General features: G+C 69.0%; 15 protein-coding genes. 2 read left to right on the top strand and 13 right to left on the bottom strand.

Going from position 1 to position 17089, the window contains the following annotated elements; genetic code table 11:
- Nucleotides 1–26: 26 nt before the first annotated feature.
- On the bottom strand, nt 27–2234 hold the full coding sequence (locus tag MNR00_RS01845; RefSeq protein ID WP_241927476.1) for an ABC transporter ATP-binding protein: 2208 nt from the start codon (nt 2232–2234) through the stop codon (nt 27–29).
- On the bottom strand, nt 2231–3958 hold the full coding sequence (locus MNR00_RS01840) for an ABC transporter ATP-binding protein (protein WP_241927475.1): 1728 nt from the start codon (nt 3956–3958) through the stop codon (nt 2231–2233). The genes MNR00_RS01845 and MNR00_RS01840 overlap by 4 nt, the downstream gene beginning before the upstream one ends.
- Nucleotides 3959–4110: 152 nt before the next feature.
- Between MNR00_RS01840 and MNR00_RS01835 the strand changes: the two genes are divergently transcribed.
- Nucleotides 4111–5313: a glycosyltransferase family 4 protein gene (locus tag MNR00_RS01835; protein WP_241927474.1), complete on the top strand. Its 1203-nt coding sequence runs from the start codon at nt 4111–4113 to the stop codon at nt 5311–5313.
- A gap of 5 nt (nt 5314–5318) precedes the next feature.
- Here the strand turns inward: MNR00_RS01835 and MNR00_RS01830 are convergent, their stop codons facing one another.
- The gene (locus MNR00_RS01830; RefSeq protein WP_241928893.1) at nt 5319–6377 is read right to left on the bottom strand and encodes an enoyl-CoA hydratase/isomerase family protein; all 1059 of its coding nucleotides are present in this window, start codon (nt 6375–6377) and stop codon (nt 5319–5321) included.
- Between the two features lie 170 nt (nt 6378–6547).
- On the opposite strand from MNR00_RS01830, the gene MNR00_RS01825 reads away from it, so the two are divergent.
- The gene (locus MNR00_RS01825; protein ID WP_241927473.1) at nt 6548–8824 is read left to right on the top strand and encodes an ATP-binding cassette domain-containing protein; all 2277 of its coding nucleotides are present in this window, start codon (nt 6548–6550) and stop codon (nt 8822–8824) included.
- 17 nt (nt 8825–8841) lie between these two features.
- Here the strand turns inward: MNR00_RS01825 and MNR00_RS01820 are convergent, their stop codons facing one another.
- The 10 genes from MNR00_RS01820 to MNR00_RS01775 form a co-directional block, all read right to left on the bottom strand.
- Nucleotides 8842–9291 (bottom strand): hypothetical protein, encoded by a 450-nt coding sequence (locus MNR00_RS01820; protein ID WP_241927472.1) that lies wholly within the window; start codon nt 9289–9291, stop codon nt 8842–8844.
- Nucleotides 9292–9383: 92 nt separating this feature from the next.
- The gene (locus tag MNR00_RS01815; protein WP_241927471.1) at nt 9384–10700 is read right to left on the bottom strand and encodes a glutamate-1-semialdehyde 2,1-aminomutase; all 1317 of its coding nucleotides are present in this window, start codon (nt 10698–10700) and stop codon (nt 9384–9386) included.
- A gap of 58 nt (nt 10701–10758) precedes the next feature.
- Nucleotides 10759–11736, bottom strand: coding sequence for a porphobilinogen synthase (gene hemB / locus MNR00_RS01810; RefSeq protein WP_241927470.1), 978 nt, complete (start codon nt 11734–11736; stop codon nt 10759–10761).
- Nucleotides 11733–12530: a uroporphyrinogen-III synthase gene (locus MNR00_RS01805; RefSeq protein WP_241927469.1), complete on the bottom strand. Its 798-nt coding sequence runs from the start codon at nt 12528–12530 to the stop codon at nt 11733–11735. Before MNR00_RS01805 ends, hemB begins: the two co-directional genes overlap by 4 nt.
- A gap of 5 nt (nt 12531–12535) precedes the next feature.
- Nucleotides 12536–13534: a hydroxymethylbilane synthase gene (gene hemC, locus MNR00_RS01800; protein WP_241927468.1), complete on the bottom strand. Its 999-nt coding sequence runs from the start codon at nt 13532–13534 to the stop codon at nt 12536–12538.
- On the bottom strand, nt 13531–14208 hold the full coding sequence (gene hemQ / locus MNR00_RS01795; RefSeq protein WP_241927467.1) for a hydrogen peroxide-dependent heme synthase: 678 nt from the start codon (nt 14206–14208) through the stop codon (nt 13531–13533). Before hemQ ends, hemC begins: the two co-directional genes overlap by 4 nt.
- Nucleotides 14209–14271: 63 nt before the next feature.
- Entirely contained in the window at nt 14272–14577 is a 306-nt protein-coding gene (locus MNR00_RS01790; RefSeq protein WP_241927466.1) for a hypothetical protein, read from the bottom strand.
- Complete coding sequence (locus MNR00_RS01785) at nt 14564–14971, bottom strand: phage holin family protein (RefSeq protein WP_241927465.1); 408 nt, start codon at nt 14969–14971, stop codon at nt 14564–14566. Before MNR00_RS01785 ends, MNR00_RS01790 begins: the two co-directional genes overlap by 14 nt.
- Before the next feature lies 1 nt (nt 14972).
- Complete coding sequence (locus tag MNR00_RS01780; RefSeq protein WP_241927464.1) at nt 14973–15413, bottom strand: hypothetical protein; 441 nt, start codon at nt 15411–15413, stop codon at nt 14973–14975.
- Nucleotides 15414–15548: 135 nt separating this feature from the next.
- Entirely contained in the window at nt 15549–17033 is a 1485-nt protein-coding gene (locus MNR00_RS01775) for an FAD-dependent oxidoreductase (protein WP_241927463.1), read from the bottom strand.
- Between the last annotated feature and the right edge of the window lie 56 nt (nt 17034–17089).

The following is a 17089-nucleotide window of genomic DNA, read 5'->3' as shown; positions in this document are numbered from 1 at the left end:
GGGGCGGGCGTTCTGCATGTGCGGGCTCAGTCGCGAGCGGGGTCGGATGCCGTGGACTCGGCGTCCTTCACGGCCTCCGCCAGCTGCGCGGCGTCCGGAGCCTGAGCGATGGCCTGCTCGGCGACCGCCTCGGCCGCAGCCTCAGCCTCGCCGGTGACGATCACCGGCGTCGAGCCGGTGAGCGCATCCTCGGCGTCGATGTCGGCCGCGGCCTGCTCGAACTGTGACTGGTACAGCCGCCAGTACGCGCCCTGCTTGGCGATCAGCTCTTCGTGGTCGCCCTGCTCGACGATGTCGCCGTGCTCCATCACCAGGATGAGGTCGGCGTCGCGGATCGTCGACAGACGGTGCGCGATCACGAACGAGGTGCGACCCTGACGCAGCGCCGCCATCGCGTGCTGCAGCAGCAGCTCGGTGCGAGTGTCGACGGCGCTGGTCGCCTCATCGAGGATGAGGATCGAGGGACGCGCCACGAACGCGCGGGCGATTGTGATCAGCTGGCGCTCACCGGCTGACACGTTCGACGCGTCCTCGTCGAGCACGGTCTCATAGCCCTCCGGCAGGGAGTGCACGAACCGGTCGACGTAGGTCGCCTCGGCGGCCGCGATGATCTCCTCATCGGATGCCGACTCGTTGCCGTACCGGATGTTCTCGCGGATCGTTCCGCCGAACAGCCACGGATCCTGCAGCACCATGCCCGTGCGACCACGCAGGTCGTCGCGCGTCATCTGCGAGATGTCCTGCCCGTCGAGCAGGATGCGCCCGGAGTCGAGCTCGTAGAACCGCATGATCAGGTTGACCAGCGTCGTCTTGCCGGCACCGGTGGGCCCGACGATGGCGACCGTCTGCCCCGGTTCCACCTGGAACGACAGATCCTTGATCAGCGGACGATCCTCGCTGTACGAGAACGCGACGTGCTCGAACTCGATCACACCACGCCCGTCGGTCACCGTAGGAGCGTCCTCAGCATCCGGCTCCTGCTCTTCAGCATCCAGGAAGTCGAAGACGCGCTCCGCCGACGCCGTACCGGACTGCACCACAGCGGCCATGCCGCCGAGCTCGCTCAGCGGCTGGCTGAACTGCTGCGAGTACTGGATGAAGGCCTGCACGTCACCGAGTCGCAGGTTGCCGTTCGCGACCATCAGCCCGCCGAGCACGGCGATGCCGACGTAGGTGAGGTTTCCGACGAAGGTCATGGCGGGCATGATGATGCCCGACAGGAACTGCGCCCTGAAGCTCGCCTGGAACAGTTCTTCGTTCTCGACCTGGAAGCTGTCGAGGGCATCCTGTTCGCGGCCGAAGACCTTGACGAGGGCGTGGCCGGAGAAGGCCTCCTCGACGCGGGCGTTGAGCCGGCCGACCTTGCGCCACTGGATTCCGAATGCCTTCTGCGAACGCGGACCGATGACGCCGAAGATGACGCCCATCAGTGGCAGCGAGACGAGAGCGACCAGCGCGAGCTGCCACGAGATCGAGAACATCATCACCAGCACGCCGATCACGGTCAGCACCGAGGTCAGCGCCCCGGACAGCGACTGCTGCATGGTCTGGGTGATGTTGTCGATGTCGTTCGTGACGCGCGAGATCAGCTCACCGCGCTGCACCTTGTCGAAGTACGACAGCGGCAGACGGTTGATCTTCGCCTCCACGTCTTCGCGCAGGCGCCACATGGTGCGCACCATGATCACGTTGATGACGTAGCCCTGCACCCAGCTCAGCAGCGCCGAGCCGATGTAGATCACCATCACCGCCACGATGATCCAGCGCAACCGCTCGAAGTCGACGCCGCCGCCGACCGAGAAGTCGGCCATCGCGCCGACCATGTTGGCGTACTCGTCCTGGCCGGCGGCGCGCAGCGCCTCGACGACCTGCTCCTGACTGGTGCCCGCGGGGAAGCCGGGGCTGCCCCCGATGCCCTTGCCGAGCACGTTGGAGATGAAGCCCTCGTAGACGATGTTGGTCGCCTCGCCGAGCACCTTCGGTGCCGCGACCGAGAGCACGACGCCGATGGCGCCGGCGATCGAGACCAGCACGAACCAGATGGCTGAGGGCTTGAGCAGCCCCAGCATGCGCAGGAAGCTGGGCCCGAAGTGGTCGGCCTTGCCCGGAGCCGGGCCGTCGAACATGCCACCGCCCTCAAGGCGCGCCTTCTCAGCGAGCTCCGCTTCTTCCTTCTCTGCGGCAGTCATCGTGACTTCGTCGTTCTGCGCCTTCGCGCTTGCTGAAGAGCTCATGCCTCGACCCCCAGCTGCGATTCGACGATCTCTCGGTAGGTCGTGCTCGTGGTGAGCAGGTCATCGTGCGTGCCGACACCCACCACCGCGCCGTCCTCGAGCACCACGATGCGGTCAGCATCGGTGATGGTCGAGACGCGCTGCGCGACGACGATCTTGGTCACATGCGGCAGCTCTCGCCAGAGCGCTTGTCGCAATCTCGCATCCGTGGTCAGATCGAGCGCCGAGAACGAGTCGTCGAAGACGAGGATCTGCGGCTGATGCACGATGGCCCTGGCGATGGCGAGACGCTGGCGCTGACCGCCCGAGACGTTCGTGCCGCCCTGCGCGATGCGCGATTCGAGCCCTTCGGGCATCTCTTCGACGAAGTCCCGGCCCTGCGCGATCTCGAGCGCCTTCCAGAGCTCTTCATCGGTGGCCTCCTCCCTGCCGTAGCGCAGGTTGGATGCCACGGTGCCGGTGAACAGGAACGGACGCTGCGGCACCAGGCCGATGCCCTTCCACAGTTCGTCGAGGTCAGCCTCGCGGACGTCGACACCGCCGACGCGGACGGTTCCGCCCGTGGCGTCGAACAGTCGCGGGATGAGCGAGACGAGCGTCGTCTTGCCCGAGCCGGTCGATCCGATGATCGCGACGGTCTCACCCGGCGCGGCACTGAAGCTGATGCCGGTCAGCACCGGCACCTCGGCACCGGGGTAGGTGAACTCCGCATCGACGAACTCGACGGACCCCGGAGTGGGGAACTCGGTCGTGCCGTTCTCGGTGCGGGTCATCGACGACTCGGCGTCGAGCACCTCGCCGACGCGCTCTGCCGATACGGCTGCGCGCGGGATCATCATCGCCATGAAGCTCGACATGATCACGCCCATCATGATCTGACCGATGTACTGCATGAAGGCGAAGATCGTGCCGATCTCGGCGTTGCCGGCGTTGATCTCGACGCCGCCGAACCAGATCACGGCGACGACGGTCACGTTGAGCACCAGCATGAACAGCGGGAACATCAGCACGAACAGCGAGCCGATGCGGCGGCCGAGCACCATCAGGTCGGTGTTGACCAGGCGGAACCGCTGCTCTTCGATCTGCTCGCGGACGAACGCGCGGACGACGCGGACGCCGGTGAGCTGCTCGCGCATGATGCCGTTGATGCTGTCGAGCTTGCGCTGGTTGGCGCGGAACAGCGGCACCATGCGTCCGATGATGAGCACGGCGATGACCAGCAGCAACGGCACCGACACGGCGATCAGCCAGCTGAGTCCGACGTCGGTGCGCACGGCGTAGATGATGCCGCCGATGGCGAGCAGCGGCGCGGTGACGAACATCGTCGCGCCCATCATCGCCAGCATCTGCACCTGCTGCACGTCATTCGTGTTGCGGGTGATGAGCGAACCGGCGCCGAACTGCGACACCTCACGCTCGGAGAAGCCGCTGACGCGGGCGAACACGTCGGCGCGGATGTCGCGCCCTGCGCTCATCGCCATGCGGGCGGCGAAGTAGGTGGCGACGATCGAGGCGAGGATCTGCCCCAGGGAGACCAGCAGCATGAAGGCGCCGCGGTTCCAGATGTAGCCGATATCGGCTTTGGCGACACCGTTGTCGATGATGTCGGCGTTGATCGCGGGCAGGTTCAGCGATGCCATGACACTCGCGAACTGCAGCACGACGATGATGACCAGCAGCAGCCAGTATCTTCTGAGATAGCGGATGAGGAGTTTTCCCAGCACAGGCGGACTTCCTTGGGAGTTTCAGAGCGGGCCGAAAATCGGCCACACGATAGCGTGCCACGAACTTCCGACATTCGTCTCCCCCCAGGGGATGACCTTCGCTGACAGCGAAACGCCCGAATAGACTCGCAGAGGCGACGCGAAGGGAACCGATGCACGAGGACGACACGACCGCACCTGCGGTGCTGATGGTGTGCGATTACTCGCTGCGATACCTCGGCGGCGCCCAGACCGCTTTCCTGCGGCAGGCCGAGGCGCTGGCGAGCGAGGGAGTGCGCGTGGTCGTGCTGGCGCCGGACGCCGACGCGGTCGAGACCCAGCCCGCTCACCGCGAGAAGTCGGATGCCCCCCAGCATCCGCTCATCACCATCGCACCGCCGCGCCGAGGGACCATCCCCGTCCTCGATCTGCCCCTGCTCGGCCGCGCCGCGGATCTCGAGCCGCTGGTCGCCGCCACGATCCGCCGACACGGCATCGGTGCGGTGATCGTGCACTCCGAGTTCGCCCTCGCGACGGCGGCGATCACGGTCGCCCGGCGTCTCGGCATCCCCTCCCTGCACACGGTGCACACCTTCTTCTGGCGGGCGCCGGCCGCGCTCGCGCCGTTCGCACCGGTCGTCTCGCGCGTGCACAGCTCGCTCACCGGCATCCGCGGCGGCGATCGCTTCACCGGCAGCCACCCGATGAACAACGCTCTGCGCACGATGACCCTGCGCGTCGCGCAGCGCGCCGACATCGTCCTCTCGCCGTCGCGGCATCAGGCCGAGGCGCTGCGCGCGGCCGGCGCCGGACGCGTCGAGGCCTTCTCGAACGTGGCGCAGCCGCTGCGTGTGGCATCCGCTCCCGCCGATGACGGACCGCTGCGGCTGCTGTGGGTGGCGCGCTTCGCGCCCGAGAAGCGCGTCGACGTCGCCCTCGACGCCATGCGGCTGGTCGCCGACCGGCTCGGGCAGGGTCGCGTGCATCTCGATGTGGCAGGCGGCACGCACCGCCCGGTTCCTGGGGTCACCTTCCATGGACCGGTGTCTGGCGAGCGCGTCGGCGAGCTGATGGACGCCGCGGATGCCGCGCTCATCACGTCACTCGGCTTCGACAATCAGCCGATGGTGGCGTTGGAGGCGTTCGCGCACGGACGCCCGGTGATCGTCAGCGATCCGGTGCTGGCGAAGGAGTTCGGCGACGCAGCTCTCGGCACGCTGACGTCGGATGCTGAGGGTCTGGCCGATCTGATCGTGCAGCTCGAAGGCTCGCGCAGCCTGCTGGCCCCGCGCCGGGAGTCCGCTGTGGCCTACGCCCGCGACCGCGTGGCGGGCGCGCACGTCGCCCGACTGCAGGAGCTCATCGCCTCGGTCTGACCCTGTCAGAACAGGGGCACCTCTGGCACGAATTCGCGGGCCGGACGGCCTGGGTCCTCCCCCAGCTCGGCGATCGTGGCGGGCTGCCACTTCGGCTGACGGTCCTTGTCGACCAGTTGCGCGCGGATGCCCTCGACGAGGTCGGGGTGGTTGTGACCGAACCACATCACGCGGCGGTACTCGCCCTCCAGCGCTTCGCGCACTCCGCTCATCGCGCGGGCCTCTCGGACGGCGTCGAGAGTGACGGCGAGGCCGGTCGGGGCGAGCTCCTCGAGCGTCGCCAGAGCAGATGCTGCATCCGCGGCATCCGATTCACGCAGCCGCTGCACGATCTCGCCCACCGTGTCGGCGGAGAACACCTCGTCGATCCACGCGCGCGCGGCCGGCAGCTCGGACGGCTCCGGCGTCTCATCGAACAGCAGCGTCATCTCGTTCGGAGTGCCGGGGTCGGCACGGTACGCCAGCGCCTCGCGCAGCGCCTCGAGGTTCTGCGACGGGACGAAGTGGTCTGCGAAGCCCATGTAAACAGCATCCGCACCGCTCATGCTCTGCCCGGTGAGGCCGAAGTACTCCCCCAGCCGGCCCGGCGCGCGGCCGAGCAGCCACGTGCCGCCGACGTCGGGGGTGAAGCCGATGCGGGTCTCGGGCATCGCGAGCCGCGAGCGTTCGGTGACGATGCGCACCGCGGCGTGGCCGGCCAGGCCGATGCCGCCGCCCATGGTGATGCCGTCGGCGAAGACGACGATCGGCTTCGGGTACTCGGCGATCAGCGCGTTCATGGCGTACTCGGCGCGGAAGAAATCGGCAGCGCCCTCCGGGTTGCCTCCGACGATCTGCTCGTACAGCGCGCGCACGTCGCCACCGGCGCACAGTCCGCGATCGCCGGCGCCATCGATCAGCACCGTCTGCACGTCCGTGTCGTGCACCCACGCCGTCAGCGCGGCGATGATCTGCTCGATCATGCCGAGGTCGAGAGCGTTGATCGCCCTCGGTCGATTCAGCGTGATGCAGCCGAGGGAGTTCTCGGTGCGCACCAGCACAGTGGGCTCGGCGGCGGCCGGCACGGGGGCTTGAACAGAGGCTTCTTCGACGTCGGTCACGCTCGTCAGGCTACTCCGCTTCCCGTTAAGCCCCCATTCGCGCGTCAGGATGAGCATTTTCGGCAGGTGAAACCACCATTCTCAGAGAATTCCACCAAGATGGGAGGAACTGGCAGACAACAGGGGGAGTCATCATGCCTGAAGGACAGGTGCTTGAGTTCACCGAGGTCACCAAGCGTTTCAACACAGTGACGGCGGTTTCAGAGCTCACTGTGCGCGTCGAGCCGGGAGCTGTGACCGGCTTCCTCGGCCCCAACGGCGCCGGCAAGACCACTTCGCTTCGCATCCTGCTCGGGCAGGTCAAGCCGACTTCCGGCACCGCCACCATCGGCGGCGTGCCCTATTCCGAGCTGCGCCAGCCGCTGCGCACCGTCGGAGCCGTTCTGGAGGAGTCCGCGTACCGCCCTCGCCGCTCGGCGACACGACAGCTGATGATCGCCGCCAAGGCCAACGGCATCCCGGTCGAGCGGGTGGCAGAGGTGCTGCAGCTGGTCGGCCTGCAGGACGACGCCGACACCCGCATGGGCAGCTACTCGCTCGGCATGCGCCAGCGTCTCGCCGTGGCGAACGCTCTGCTCGGCGACCCCGGTGTGCTGGTGCTCGACGAGCCCGCGAACGGACTGGACCCGGAGGGCATCCGCTGGATGCGCCTGCTGATGCGCCGCCTCGCCGATGAGGGCCGCACGGTGCTCGTCTCGTCGCACGTGCTCAGCGAGATCGAGCAGGTCGCCGACAACGTCGTGGTGCTCTCGCGTGGTCGCGCGGTGTACTCCGGCAGCATGGACGAGCTGGCAGACCCGGCCGGCGGTGCCGTGGTGGTGGATGCTGACGACCGCATCGCCCTGGTCGCCGCGCTCACGTCGGCGGGACTCACGTTCGACCTGCTGCGCTCAGGCGTCACCGTGCGGAACTCGAATGCCGCCCAGGTGGGTGCTATCGCCGCCGAAACGGGGATCGCCCTGACCACTCTGCAGCAGCGCGGCCCGAGCCTGGAAGAGGTCTTCCTCGACCTGATCTACGGCCGCCGCAGCGACAGTCCGCGCCTCGACGTGGTCGCGAACCCCGTGGCGCATGCCGGAGATGCACGTGACGCCAGCCCCGCAGGCGACGCCGCGCTGGTGGCCGGTGGCGTGCCGCTGGCTGGCGCGGCCGCGGTCGTCGCGGATGGCGGCGTGGTCGCCGCGGCCGGCGTCGGGTACGGCACCGCGCCGATCGACATCGTGCCGGCTGCGGATGACGCGGAGGGGACCTCCGACGCGGACGGCTCGGATGCTGCCGACGTGACCCCCGATGTGGATGCTGTTCCCGATGCGGACGCGGATGCTGCCGAGGACATGGCCACAGCGGTGGATGCTGACGAAGCGGGTGCTGACGGTGCTGCGGATGCTGCTGCAGACGCAGAGACTGCTGCCCCATGGACGCCCGCCGCCGCGACGGTGGACACGGCCGCGGCTGAAACCGCCGACTGGGCGGACGCCGACGACTCCGTGGACACCGCGGCGCCGGTGGATTCCGCTGAAGCGCCCGACGAGGCGGGCGGCTCCGACGCCGGCGCCGAGACCGCCGGGACCGACGAGGCAGGCGACTCCGATGCCGGCGCGTCCGAGGCGGATGCGATCATCGAAGCCGCACCGCTGGAAGAAGCACCTGCGCTAGTCGACGATGCACCCGCGTCGATCGACGACCTGCTCGCCGCGAATGAGCTGACCGATGAGCCGCGGCACGATGACGAGGCTCCCGCCGTCGGCATCACCTTCCCGGTTCCGTCCTCCCCCGCGGCGGGTCCTGACGCCGAGGACCTGCCCGACGAGGCTGCCACCACCGAGGATCTGCCGTCCGCCGACGTTTCGGAGCCGTCCGACCGTTCCGACAGTGACGGCAACGTCGACAGTGACCACCGCGACGACAACCCCGACAGTGACGACAGCGTCGATGGCGTCGACGCGACGGACGCCTGGGCTCCGCGGGCCGCGGATGCGGCAGCATCCGACGTCACGGAAGAACGCGACGAACAGGACGACCGCCCCACGATCCTTCCGCTTGCGACGGATTCTGTCTCGATCCCCGCTCCGAGCGAGGTTCCCACGTTCACCGATCTGATCACCGGGATCCCGTCGGATGCCGATGACTCGATCACGACGACCGCGGCGATCTCGCTGCCGGCGCACCCCGTGCCCCACGACGAGGACGACGACTCCACCGTCGACGATGCTGAGGACGACCCTCGACTGGCAGCCATGCGCACCTCGCTGTCGTCGGCGGCCAGCCGCTTCTTCGACGGCTCGGCACCGGACTACCCGTACGGCAGCCCGAACGCCGAGGAGAGCGCGCCTGCGGACGACGCAGACACCTCGGCTGAGGGCGCGGAGTCAGAGCCACAGCAGGGCGACGACGAGCAGCACCGCGGCTGAGGCCGGACGCCCGGCGTTCAGGCCGGGCGAGGGCGGATGACCGGCCGCTGACGCGGCTTCGACACCGGCACCGGCGCGGTCGAGGCGATGTCGACGACATCGGCAGGGTGCTCGGTGACGTCCAGGCGCAGTGCCTGGGTCAGGGCGAGGCCGTGCCGCGTGGTGAGGATGAGGCGCTGGTACTGCGGGTCGCCGTCGAGGTCGATCACGACGCTGGGCCGACGGCGGCGGATCAGCACGAAATCGGTCGTCCCTGCACCCTTCCAGGTGCCGGCGGCGAGGATTCCGGGGATGTACGTGCCGGGCCCCGGTACCCCGCGCATCCACGTCCAGGCGTCTTCGGTGAGCTGCACCTTGGTGATGTGCTCGCGCTCGATGCGCAAGTTGTCACGATGGAAGGTCGAAGCCCGCTCGATAGGAGACAGCACGACCTCGAGTCGTGTCTGATCCAGTAGCAGCGTCACCATGCATCCAGTCTGCCAGCGCAGTCCTGATTGATGCCTGCGACTTGCTCACAGGACCGCAACGATCATTCTGTGGGCGTCTACAAACTCCGGAGTCAGGCGGTCGCCGCGGCCGCAGCAGCCGCGGGCAGCGCAGCCTCGATCGCAGCGAGCTCGTCCTCGCCGTGCGCGGCGGTGAGGAACCACGCCTCGAACACGCTCGGCGGCAGAGCGACACCCTGCTCGCGCATGGCGTGGAAGAACGGCGCGTACCGGAACGACGCCTGCGCCTGGGCCTGCGCGTAGTCGCGCGGCGCCTCGGCGGCGAAGGCGACGCCGAACAGGTTGCCGGCTCGAGGGACGGCGTGCTCGACTCCGGCATCCGACAGCGCGGAATCGAGAGCGGATGTCAGCCGCGCCGCGGCCTCGTCGATGCGGGCGTACACGTCGTCGGTCGCGAGCCGCAGCGTCGCGAGGCCAGCGGCGACCGAGAGCGGGTTCCCCGACAGCGTCCCAGCCTGGTACACCGGGCCGACAGGGGCGAGCAGGTCCATGACCTCGGCGCGCCCGCCGAGGGCTGCCAGGGGCATGCCTCCGCCGACGACCTTGCCGAACGTGATGATGTCGGGCAGGTACTGCTCGCCCGCCTGCTGCTGCAGCCCCCAGAACCCGGCGCGGTGCACGCGGAATCCGGTGAGCACCTCGTCGAGGATCAGCAGCGCGCCGTGTGCGTGAGCGGTGTCGGCGATCAGCTTGTTGAATCCAGGCTGCGGGGCGACGACGCCCATGTTGGCCGCCGCGGCCTCGACGATGACAGCCGCGATGCGGTCGCCGTGCTCGGCGAACACGGCAGCCAGGGCATCCGGGTCGTTGTAGTCGATGACCAGGGTCTGCGCGGCGATGGGCGCCGGCACTCCGGCGGAGCCCGGCAGCGCGAGCGTCGCGACGCCGGAGCCTGCGGCGGCCAGCAGCCCGTCCGAGTGCCCGTGGTAGTGCCCGGCGAACTTCACCAGCAGGTCGCGCCCGGTGGCGCCGCGGGCCAGGCGGATCGCCGTCATGGTCGCCTCGGTGCCTGTTGACACCAGGCGCACCCGCTCGACGGGACGGGCGTCGCCGACGCGCACGCGATCGGCGATCACCTGGGCGAGTTCGACCTCCCCCTCGGTGGGCGCCCCGAACGACAGACCGCGCGTGGCAGCATCCTGCACCGCCTCGACGATCTCGGGATGCGCGTGGCCGAGCAGCGCAGGCCCCCACGACGCCACGAGGTCGAGATACGTCGCGCCGGCAGCATCCGTCACCGTCGCGCCGGAAGCGGATGCCAGGAAGCGCGGCGTCCCTCCGACCGATCCGTACGCGCGCACCGGCGAGTTCACGCCACCGGGGATCACCGCGCGCGCAGCGTCGAACAGGGAGTCATTGCGATCGGTCATGCCTCCACAGTAGAACGCACGGCTATGGCTGTCCTATGGGGTGTCGACGCTGACGCGGCTACTTGAGCCAGTCGGCGGCTTCGAGCGCCCAATAGCTGAGGACGGCGTCGGCGCCGGCACGGCGGATCGACACCAGCGACTCCAGGATCGCGGCACGACGGTCGATCCACCCGTTCGCGGCAGCGGCCTCGATCATCGCGTACTCGCCGGAGACCTGGTAGGCCCAGACCGGCACGTCCACGGCATCGCGCACCTCGCGCAGCACATCGAGGAAGCCCATCGCGGGCTTCACCATCACGATGTCGGCGCCCTCGTCCTGGTCGAACAGCGCTTCGCGCACGCCCTCGCGACGGTTGCCCGGATCCATCTGGTACGTGCGGCGGTCACCCTGCAACTGCGAGTCGACCGCCTCGCGGAACGGGCCGTAGAACGCACTGGCGTACTTGGCCGAATAGGCCAGCAGCAGCACATTCGTGAATCCGTCGGCGTCCAGCGCCTGCCGCACCGCGGCCACCTGGCCGTCCATCATGCCGCTGAGACCCAGCAGCTGAGAGCCCGCTCGCGCCTGCGCGATGGCCATCGACTGGTACCGCTCCAGGGTGGCGTCGTTATCGACCTCACCCTCGGCCGAGAGCACACCGCAGTGCCCGTGATCGGTGAACTCGTCCAGGCACAGGTCGGTCTGCACGACCAGCGCATCGCCGACCTCGGATGCCAGCGCGGCCGTCGCGGCATTCAGGATCCCGGCAGGGTCATCTGCCCCGGTCCCGCGCGCATCCCGCACCGCGGGAACACCGAACAGCATCACTCCGCCGAGGCCGGCTTCGGCAGCATCCGCCGCCGCCTTCTTCAGCGAATCGAGCGAGTGCTGCACGACGCCGGGCATCGACCCGATCGACGCCGGCTCGGTCAGTCCTTCGCGCACGAACATCGGCAGCACCAGCTGCCGCGCCTCGAGCGATGTCTCACGCAGGAGGTTGCGCACAGGCGCCGACTGCCGAAGGCGGCGCAGGCGCGCGTCGGGAAAGCGGCTCACGGGGCGAACTCGTCGGACGCGTGCGGCAGCGTGAAGTGCGAGACGGTCTCGATCAGCGCGTCGACGGTCTGGCGATCGGCGATCGCCGTGATCGTCAGCCCGGCCTTGCGGGCGTCCTTCGCCGTGCGCGGTCCGATAGCGGCCAGCAGGGTGCTGTCGGGGATATCGGGGAACTGCTCGCGCACTTGACCTGCGACCGAGCCGCTGGTGATCAGGATCGCATTGATGCGACCGTTCTCGACGTCGCGGCGGATGCGGTCGGTGACAGGCACCCCCACCGTGCGATAGGCGACGACACTGTCGACGTCGTGCCCCGCGTCGTTCAGCATCACTGAGAGCACGGGCTTCGCGATCTCACTGCGCAGGGAGAGCACGCGGCGCGGCTCGGGCTCGAGGGCGATCATCTGCTCGGCCATGCCGGCCGCAGAATTGTCGAGGTCCGGCACCAGTGCCACCTCGTAGCCGACCGCGAGCAGGGCTGCGGCGGTGGTCTCGCCGACAGCGGCGATCTTGGTGCTGCGAGGGATCTCCACACGGTGGGCGAAGAGCACGTCGACCGTGGTGGCGCTCGTGACGGTCAGCCAGTCGTACTCACCTGCTGCCAGTCGTCCGAGGGCCCCGTCCAGGGCATCCTGGTCGGTGGTGGGGGCGAAATTGATCAGCGGAGCGACCACGGGGACAGCACCCTGCGCACGCAGGGACGCGGCGACACCGTCGCCCCACGGGCCGCCGCGGGGCACCAGCACTCGCCAGCCGTCCAGCGGCCGGGCCGTCTTCGTATCGGTAGCAGTCATCAGGATCACTCTCGCGGGAGGAGGTCGGCCGCTCCCTGTTCGAGCAGCCGATGGGCTGCAGAATCACCGATATCACTGGCTTCGCGCATCGGGTCTGCACCATCGGCAGCATCCGCACCGTTGCCGCTGCCGTTCGTCCGAATATACCCCCGGTTCAGGGACTCGGTGACATCGAGGCCGATCCGGCGCCCGCCGCCCGGCTCGTAGACGACGGCGCGGACGCGGACGCTGTCGCCCTTGACGATCGCGTGCGCGGCCATCGGCGCCTGGCATCCGACTTCGAGCCCTGCGAGGATCGCGCGCTCGACCGTGACGGCGATTCGGGTGTCCTCGTCGTCGAGTTCGGCGAGGGCCGCGAGCAGATCCGCGGGTGCATCGGCGATCGTCTCGACCGCGAGCGATCCCTGCCCTGGGGCGGTCGGCCATTCGCTCAGGCCGAGCTCCTCGCGGTGCAGTTTCGTGTCCGAACCGAGACGTGACAGCCCAGCGGCGGCGAGGATGACAGCATCCAACTCGCCGGACTTGACCCTGGCCAGACGCGAGTCGACGTTGCCGCGGATGTCGACGACCTGCGCGTGCGGGGCGCGGCGGCGCACCTGGGCGATGCGCCGAGGAGCTCCCGTACCCACCGTGCTTCCACTGCGAAGCTCATGCAGCGGCGTGCCGCCGCGCGTGATGACGACGTCTCTGGCATCCGCCCTCGGCGGGGTGGCGGCGATGACCAGTTCCGATGGAACGGCCGTCGGCAGATCTTTGAGCGAGTGCACGAGGATGTCGCACTCACCGGCGATGAGCGCCTCGCGCAGGCGGTTGGCGAAGATGCCGGTGCCGCCGATCTGCGACAGGGATGCCCGGTTGGTGTCACCCTCTGAGACGATCGGCACGAGTTCGACGGGGCGCCCGGCGATCTTCGACAGCGCGTCGGCGACGTGACCGGACTGCGCCTGCGCGAGCGCGCTGCGGCGCGTGCCGAGCCGGATGGGGACGGGTGCGACAGCGGTCACTGCAGGACGTCGGCGATCTCGTCGAAGCGCAGGCGGCGCCCGGTGTAGAAGGGCACCTCCTCCTTCACGAAGTTGCGGGCCTCGGTGTAGCGCAGGTCGCGCATCAGGTCGACGAGCTCTGTGGGGTCATCCGCCTCGAGCGGCAGCAGCCACTCGTAGTCGCCGAGCGCGAAGGCAGCGACGGTGTTGGCGATTACGCCCGTGAAGGCGGCACCCTTGCGGCCGTGGTCGGCGAGCATGCGACGTCGGTCGGCCTCGTCGATCAGGTACCACTCGGGGGTGCGCACGAACGGGTACAGGCACAGCCAGCCCTTCGGCTCGATGCCGCGCAGGAATCCAGGCACGTGGGCACGGTTGAACTCGGCGTCGCGGTGCACGCCCATGACGTTCCACACCGGCAGCAGGGACTTCAGCATGTCGGTGCGGCGCATACGGCGCAGAGCCCGCTGCAGCTCCTCAGCGGTGTCGCCGTGCAGCCACACCATCAGGTCGGCGTCGGCCTTCAGCCCGCTGACGTCGTAGAACCCGCGGACCGTGACGCCGGAGTCCTCGATGTATCCGACGATGGTCTCGAGTTCGGTCGCGTCAGAGTCGCCGGACGGCGCATCAGGGTTGCGGCGCCACACGGCCCAAAGAGTGAATCCGGACGGGTTGTCATCACGAGCTTCCGACATGATTCCAGTGTGCCCCTTATATCCGAGGACGGCGAACCGGAAGTCGGGTTCAGCGAGCTCGGGTCAGCGAGAGGCGGCGCGCACGAGCACCCAGACCAGCCCGCCGACCGTCGCCGCCACGCCCACGACGGCAGCAGCCGCGCCGACGGGGTTGCGGTGCGCGAAGGCGCGGGCGCGCACGATGCCGCGCTGTGAGGCCTTCTCGATCCGGCGCGGGAAGTTGCCGCGCACCTCGATGGCGGCAAGCGCGGCCTTGAGCTCGGCGCGGGCGGACTCGACCGGATCGGTGATGCCATCTGGCACGGCTGTGCGGGGCAGATTCACTGGCCGGCCCTGCAGGTCAGATCGTCGCGGATCAGAATTCGTCATCTCCGGCCTCCTTCACGAGTCGGATGTCAGTGGCCACGGCCTGCCCGGGGTTCTGGCTCTTGATGATCTTGCGGAAACGCAGGATGCCGAGCAGAGCGAAGATCATGACGCCCAGCAGCAGGAATCCGAACACCGCCAGCGCCGCCACCCATGGAGCCCACCACGACGACAGACCGATGATGCCGAACGCCAGCAGCACGGGAATCGCCCAGAACAGCAGGAACAGGGTGATGATGAACCAGAGGCTGCCGAACAGTCCGTCCTTGGAGACACGCGAGACCCATGCCTTGGCTGCTTCGACCTCGGCGGTGACGAGGTTGCGCACCAGCTCGGGCAGATCGCCGAGCAGTGTCAGCAGACTGTCATCGGCGCGATCGCGGTATCCGCGGCCCATGTCAGGAGCCGTTCTTCTTCGTCGTGCTCTTCGTGGCCGGCTTCGCCGTGCTCTTCGTCGAGGTGCGCTTCGAGGCGCGCTTGGCCGCGCTGTTCGCTTCGGCGCGCTTCTGAACGGCCTCGGCCGCGTCTTCAGCGGCATCCGCCACGTCGCCTGCGGCATCCTTCGCCGCATCGACCGCGTTGTCGAGCTTCTCACCAGGCGTGCCGGAGTCCGAGACGGCCTTGGCGACCTTGACGGCGCCGTTCCACAGCGCACCTGGGATCGCGGCGGCCTGCGACTTCGCGAAGTCCTGCACGCGCGTGACCTGTGCCTGCACCGGATCGAGGTGCCACACCTTCAGCCACTGCGTCTTGATCTGCTCATAGCGCTCGCGCCCAGCGCGCGTGCCGAGCACGTAACCTACGCCGAGTCCTACGACGAGTCCGATCTTCCCTTTCATGGGAGCCTCCTGACTTCCTGTTGCGGCGTCTTCGCCGGGTCAGTACTGGCCTGACCCGCGCGATAGGTTTCCAGGCTAGTCGCATATGCCCGATTCGGCATCTACTCCCTCGCCTTCAGCGTGCGTTCTCCCAGATCACTCCCAGAGCAGGGCGCTGCGCAGCCGGTCGGTTTCGGCGATGGCATCCGGAATCACCTGCGCGAGCCCCGTTCCGGCCATCCACGCTCCCACCACGGCCAGCCCGGGCACCGCCTGCACGGCCTCGCGTGCAGCGGCGCGCCGCTCGGCGGCGCCGATGAGCGAGGTGGGCTGAGCCTGCACGAAGCTGGCGCGGTGCGCTGCGAGCAGCTGAGACGGCTGCAGCTCTACACCGAGCAGAGCGGATGCCTGTGACAGCGCCAGCTGGGCGGCGCCGTCATCATCGAGTGCGGCGGTCGCGGCGGGCTCCCCCTGCGTGCCGAACGACACGCGCACGACATGACGATCGCCTGCGGCCGAGCGCAGCCAGCCCCACTTGGCGGTGGAGTGCGTCAGGGCCTTGGCCACGTGGCTTCCAGGCACCGTGAGCACTCCGCTGCCACGCGGAGCGGCATCGAGCTGCGGAGCATCAAGCAGCAGGCTGACGATCTCGATCTCGGGGGACGCACCAGCCGTGCCGAGGTCGGGAACAAGGGTGTCGAGCAGTCCCCGCGCGGCGGGTTCGGCCGTGGCGACGACGACGCCGGTTGCTGTCAGAGTCACGCCGACATCTGCCGGATCGGCGCCGTCAGCATCCACGTCGTCCGCAGCAGCCATCTCGTCGTAGGCGACGGTCCACGACGCGCCGTCGCGCTCGACGCTCGTGACTCGGGCGCCGGTGCGCACCGCGACACCGTACGTGTCGAGGTCAGCGCGCAGTGCGTCGACGAGGCGCCCCATGCCTCCGACGAGGCCGAGCACGGCCGACCCCGGCGCCTTCTTCTCGCGCTCGCCCATCAGCACGCCGACCGCACCGCTGAGCGATCCGACCCTGGTGAGCGTCGCGTTCAGCCCTGGGGCTGCCGCATCGGTGTCGACATCATCCGGGAGCGCCGAGTAGACGCCGGCGGTGACGGGCGCGACGAGGCGATCGTGCACCCGGTCGCCCATCCGCGAGCGCACCAGCTTGCCGAGGCTCTGCTGATGGCCGATGGTGAGCGGCGGACGCAGGCGGTCGATGTAGGCGCGCCATGCGCCGCGCCAGCCGATGATGCGGCGCACGTCGTCGACGAAGGGGTTGGCGGGGATGCCGAGCACGCCGCCGGCCGGCAGCGGCGCATCGGGGGCGTCGGGGATGCCGCTGAGCCACGCCCCTCCCCCTTCGGGAGCCACCACCTGATCGGCGAGGCCGAGCTCGTCGACGAGGGCGCGCACGTGCCCACCGCGGGTGGCGAAGCTCTCAGCGCCGGCATCGATCGTCAGGTCATCGAGCTGAGCCGAGCGGATGCTGCCGCCGAGGGCATCCGACGCCTCGAGCAGCGTCACGCCCATGCCGACCTTCGCGCATTCGCGCGCCGCGACCAGCCCTCCGATGCCGCCGCCGATGACGACGATGTGCTGCTGTGCTGCGCGGGCGGCCAGTTCGGGGGCGTGATCGCTCATGTCCCGATTCTTTCACCCGTGTCTATGCGTCCGATGGCTCCGCGGGGACGCCACCG

This window comes from Microbacterium sp. H1-D42 (assembly GCF_022637555.1).
In the GTDB taxonomy this organism is placed as follows: domain Bacteria; phylum Actinomycetota; class Actinomycetes; order Actinomycetales; family Microbacteriaceae; genus Microbacterium.
The sequence above is the reverse complement of the archived record's forward strand: the minus strand, read 5'-3'. Positions and strand labels throughout refer to the sequence as shown.

Excerpts from the sequence above, each read along its gene's own strand:
- MNR00_RS01815 (WP_241927471.1), bottom strand. The coding sequence starts at position 10,700 with ATGACCGATCGCAATGACTCCCTGTTCGACGCTGCGCGCGCGGTGATC.
- hemQ (WP_241927467.1), bottom strand. The coding sequence starts at position 14,208 with ATGTCGGAAGCTCGTGATGACAACCCGTCCGGATTCACTCTTTGGGCC.
- MNR00_RS01775 (WP_241927463.1), bottom strand. The coding sequence starts at position 17,033 with ATGAGCGATCACGCCCCCGAACTGGCCGCCCGCGCAGCACAGCAGCAC.
- MNR00_RS01780 (WP_241927464.1), bottom strand. The coding sequence starts at position 15,413 with ATGAAAGGGAAGATCGGACTCGTCGTAGGACTCGGCGTAGGTTACGTG.
- MNR00_RS01820 (WP_241927472.1), bottom strand. The coding sequence starts at position 9,291 with ATGGTGACGCTGCTACTGGATCAGACACGACTCGAGGTCGTGCTGTCT.
- MNR00_RS01805 (WP_241927469.1), bottom strand. The coding sequence starts at position 12,530 with ATGACTGCTACCGATACGAAGACGGCCCGGCCGCTGGACGGCTGGCGA.
- MNR00_RS01845 (WP_241927476.1), bottom strand. The coding sequence starts at position 2,234 with ATGAGCTCTTCAGCAAGCGCGAAGGCGCAGAACGACGAAGTCACGATG.
- MNR00_RS01835 (WP_241927474.1), top strand. The coding sequence starts at position 4,111 with ATGCACGAGGACGACACGACCGCACCTGCGGTGCTGATGGTGTGCGAT.
- MNR00_RS01825 (WP_241927473.1), top strand. The coding sequence starts at position 6,548 with ATGCCTGAAGGACAGGTGCTTGAGTTCACCGAGGTCACCAAGCGTTTC.
- MNR00_RS01790 (WP_241927466.1), bottom strand. The coding sequence starts at position 14,577 with ATGACGAATTCTGATCCGCGACGATCTGACCTGCAGGGCCGGCCAGTG.
- MNR00_RS01785 (WP_241927465.1), bottom strand. The coding sequence starts at position 14,971 with ATGGGCCGCGGATACCGCGATCGCGCCGATGACAGTCTGCTGACACTG.